This window comes from Cypionkella sp. (assembly GCF_034376685.1).
GTDB lineage: Bacteria > Pseudomonadota > Alphaproteobacteria > Rhodobacterales > Rhodobacteraceae > Cypionkella.
In genome coordinates, this window is the sequence record NZ_JAXMJJ010000107.1 from 1 (window position 1) to 3,789 (window position 3,789).

Here is a 3,789-nt window from a genome sequence, read left to right on the forward strand (position 1 = left end):
TGGAACAAGCTGAAGGAATGGCACACCGCTGGTCTGTTCGGCTTCTATGGCGCGGGCTGGGCGGATAACCAGAAGCCGTTCGAAGAGGGCAAGGTTGCGCTGTGGATCGGCTCTTCAGGTTCGTTTGGCGGGCTGACCAAGACCGCGACCATGCCGTTCTCGGCTGATTTTATCCCCTACGTCGCAGCCATCGGCGAAGGCAACAAATCGTCGTTCATCGGCGGTGCTGCCCTGTTCGCGATGTCGGGCAAGCCTGAGGCTGAGAACAAATGCTCGGCGGATTTCTTCAACTTCCTGACCACGACCGAAATTCAGACCTTCTACCATCAGGCCACCGGCTACGTTGCCATCACCAAGGCGGCCTATGAGGCCTCGAAGGCTGAAGGCTGGTATGAGAAGAACCCGGTTGCCGAAGTTGGCATCAAGCAACTGCTGCTGCCGGCGGGCGAATGGTCGAAAGGCTACCGTTTGGGCTTTTACCCGCAGATCCGCGCCGTAGAAGAGCGTGAGTTCAACAAGATCTTCTCGGGCGAAACCACGGTTGAAGACGCGTTCAAAGCCATCGAGACCGAAGGCAATGATCTGCTGGCGAAATTCGCCAAGACCGCAGGCTGATCTTTAAGCGCGATATGCCGGGCCTGCCGCCGTGCAGGCCCGGCTTTCGTTTTGCCCCCTCTGATCCTGTGACGTGAACCCTATGACCGACGCAACCCAAACCGCCCCCGGCCCGATCCGCCGCTGGATCGCCCGCGCCACCGCACGGCCCGAGCCCGCCAAACGCGTGCAGTTCGACCGTCCGCTGTTGCCGTGGCTGTTTCTGGCCCCGCAACTGGCGGTGATCTTCGTGTTCTTCTACTGGCCCTCGGCGCAGGCGATTTCATCGTCGTTCTACATCGAAGACCCCTTCGGCTTTGGCGCGACCTTTGTGGGCTTTGACAATTACACCGACGCCTTAGGCTCTGCTGAATACCGCCACATTGCTGGCTTCACCGCGATTTTCACCGTTCTGGTTACCGCGTTCTCGCTGGGTCTTGGCCTGCTGCTGGCGGTCAAGGCCGATCAGGTGATCCGTGCGCGCTCGACTTACCGCACAGCACTGATCTCGGTTTACGCCATAGCCCCGCCAGTGGCTGGCCTGATCGGGATGATGCTGTTCGATCAACACATAGGCCCCTTCGTCAAACTCGCCGCATGGTTCGGGTGGGAGTTGAAGGTAGGGTTGAATTACTTCGATACGGCTTTCGCGATGATCCTCGTTTCGGTCTGGAAACAGGTGCCCTACAACTTCATCTTCATCCTGTCCGGCTTGCAAAGCATCCCGCAAAGCGTGCGCGAGGCGGCGTTGATTGATTGCAAGAATGGCGCGCGCCGCTTCTTCACCGCGATCCTGCCGCTGCTGGCCCCTACTGCGTTTTTCCTGCTGATCATCAACATCACCTATGCGCTGTTCGATACCTTCGCGGTGATCGACGTGATGGTGAAGGACAAGGCCGCCAACAACCCGATCACCCTTGTCTACAAGGTCTATCTGGATGGCTTCCGTGGCAACGACATCGGCGGATCTTCCGCCCAATCGGTGATCCTGATGCTGGTCGTGCTGGTGCTGACCCTCGTGCAATTTCGCTGGCTGGAACGCCGCGTCCATTACGGGTGAGATGATGAACCGGATACGTCCTTTAGACCATTTGATCCTGATCCTTGGCACGCTGTTCATGGTGATGCCGGTGGTGGTCGCGATCATGACCTCGACCCATACCGCGGTTGAAATCCATACCGGCGGGCTGCAACTGCTGCCCGGCGATGATGGCTATGACACCTATCAGACCGTGCTGACCCGGCAGGGCGGCTTTACCGGCCAAGTGACCGGCGCGCGGATGGTGATGAACTCGCTGATCCTTGGCTTGGGCTTTGCCGTGGGCAAGATCGTGCTGTCGATGGCGGCGGCCTATGCGCTGGTCTATTTCCGCTTTCGCTTTGCCACACTGATGTTCTGGGTGATCTTCACCACCCTTCTACTGCCCTTGGAAGTGCGGATCATGCCGTCTTATCAGGTGATGTCCTCCCTTGGCCTGTTGAACAGCTACACCGGATTGATCGTCCCACTGTTGGCCTCGGCCACCGGTACGTTCTATTTCCGGCAGTTCTTCAAATCCATCCCAGATGAGCTGTTGGAGGCCGCCCGCATCGACGGCGCGGGGCCGGTCAAATTCTTCATCGACGTGATCTTGCCGCTGTCAAAAACCATGATGGCCGCGATCTTCATCATTATGTTCGTCTATGGCTGGAACCAGTATCTCTGGCCGATGCTGATGACCACGGATGAGCGGTTCTTCACCCTGATGCGCGGCATCAAGCAGATCCTGCAAGTCTGGGTCGGCAGCCAGATCCCCGATTACAATGAAGCCTTTGCCCTTGCGGTGCTGGCGCTGCTGCCGCCGGTTCTGGTGGTGGTGGTGTTCCAGCGCTGGTTCATCAAGGGTCTGACGGAAAGCGATAAATAATGGCCGCGATCACAATCACCAATGTCTCCAAGACCTATCCGGGGGCAAGTGCGCCCTCGATCACCGACATCAACCTGACCATTCAGGACGGCGAGTTCATCGTGCTTGTCGGCCCCTCGGGCTGCGGCAAATCCACCCTGCTGCGGATGGTGGCGGGGTTGGAGGAGATCACCGATGGCGAGGTCAGGATTGGGGACCGCGTGGTCAACAAGGTCGATCCCGCCGACCGTGATATTGCGATGGTGTTCCAGAACTACGCGCTTTATCCGCACATGTCGGTGCGCGAGAACATGGCTTACGGGTTGAAGAACCGCAAAACTCCGAAGGCCGAGATTGAGGCGCGTGTCGCCGAAGCCGCCCGCATGCTGGAGCTTGGCCCCTATCTTGACCGCAAACCGCGTGCTTTGTCAGGTGGCCAACGTCAGCGCGTCGCCATGGGCCGCGCCGTCGTGCGCCAGCCTGCGGCGTTTCTGTTCGACGAGCCTCTGTCCAACCTTGACGCCAAGCTGCGGGTGTCGATGCGCGGTGAAATCCGCCGTCTGCAAAAGCGGCTTGCCACAACATCGCTGTATGTCACGCATGATCAGCTAGAGGCGATGACGCTGGCTGATCGTCTGGTGGTGCTGAACGCAGGGAAGATTGAACAGGTCGGCGCACCGTTGGAGATCTACCACCGCCCCGCCAGCACGTTCGTGGCAAGCTTTATCGGCTCGCCTGCGATGAACCTGCTGGATGCCGAGGTTGACGGCAACCGCCTGCGCATTGGCAGCCATGTCATCGAGACGGGCCGCGCCTTGTCGGCTCGGGGCGCGATCACGCTGGGCATCCGTGCCGAAGATCTACAGCTCTCGGCCAGCGGCCTGCCGTTCAAGGTGGATTTCATCGAAGAACTGGGGGCGCAACGTCTGGTGCATGGTCAGATTGAGGGCCAGACGCTGGTTGTGACGCTTGACCCGCAAGTGCCGCTGCAAGACGAGATGCGGCTGTCGGTCACTTCGGAAAAATTGCATCTGTTCGACACGATCAGTGGCAAACGGCTGGACCACGCGCAGGCCGTAGCAGCCGCGACGCCGGTGCTGGCATGATCTATGCTGCGACCACGGCATTGGCCACTCTGTCCCAAGCCGAACGGGACGCAATTGCGGCTCTACCCCGCGAAGTGGCGGCGCATGACGCCCATATGGCCGCGCTGCCCTGCATGACCACGGTTGAGGCCGGCGGCAGCGCTGCCAGCGCGCCGCTGGGCTTCCCGTGTCCGGTGGCGGCATGGAATTGGGAGCGTTGCCTG

The 3,789-nt window shown here is 59.9% G+C and carries 4 protein-coding genes and 1 pseudogene; all 5 read left to right on the top strand.

The window, feature by feature from the left end; all coding sequences use genetic code 11:
• Nucleotides 1–615, top strand: a 615-nt coding sequence (locus U1A24_RS20025; RefSeq protein ID WP_322323752.1) for an extracellular solute-binding protein, incomplete at its 5' end; no start/stop codon positions are given.
• Nucleotides 616–697: 82 nt separating this feature from the next.
• Entirely contained in the window at nt 698–1,654 is a 957-nt protein-coding gene (locus U1A24_RS20030; RefSeq protein ID WP_322323753.1) for a sugar ABC transporter permease, read from the top strand.
• 4 nt (nt 1,655–1,658) lie between these two features.
• Nucleotides 1,659–2,501 (top strand): sn-glycerol-3-phosphate ABC transporter permease UgpE, encoded by an 843-nt coding sequence (gene ugpE, locus U1A24_RS20035; RefSeq protein WP_322323754.1) that lies wholly within the window; start codon nt 1,659–1,661, stop codon nt 2,499–2,501.
• Nucleotides 2,501–3,586 carry a sn-glycerol-3-phosphate import ATP-binding protein UgpC gene (locus U1A24_RS20040; protein WP_322323755.1) on the top strand — a complete coding sequence of 362 codons (1,086 nt, stop codon included), beginning with the start codon at nt 2,501–2,503 and terminating at the stop codon, nt 3,584–3,586. Before ugpE ends, U1A24_RS20040 begins: the two co-directional genes overlap by 1 nt.
• Nucleotides 3,583–3,789, top strand: a pseudogene (locus tag U1A24_RS20045) (endonuclease); the annotation flags it as partial. The gene U1A24_RS20040 and the pseudogene U1A24_RS20045, both read left to right, overlap by 4 nt.

Bases quoted from the DNA above. Each gene is read 5' to 3' on its own strand.
- U1A24_RS20030 (WP_322323753.1), top strand. From the start codon at position 698: ATGACCGACGCAACCCAAACCGCCCCCGGCCCGATCCGCCGCTGGATC.
- U1A24_RS20040 (WP_322323755.1), top strand. From the start codon at position 2,501: ATGGCCGCGATCACAATCACCAATGTCTCCAAGACCTATCCGGGGGCA.
- ugpE (WP_322323754.1), top strand. From the start codon at position 1,659: ATGAACCGGATACGTCCTTTAGACCATTTGATCCTGATCCTTGGCACG.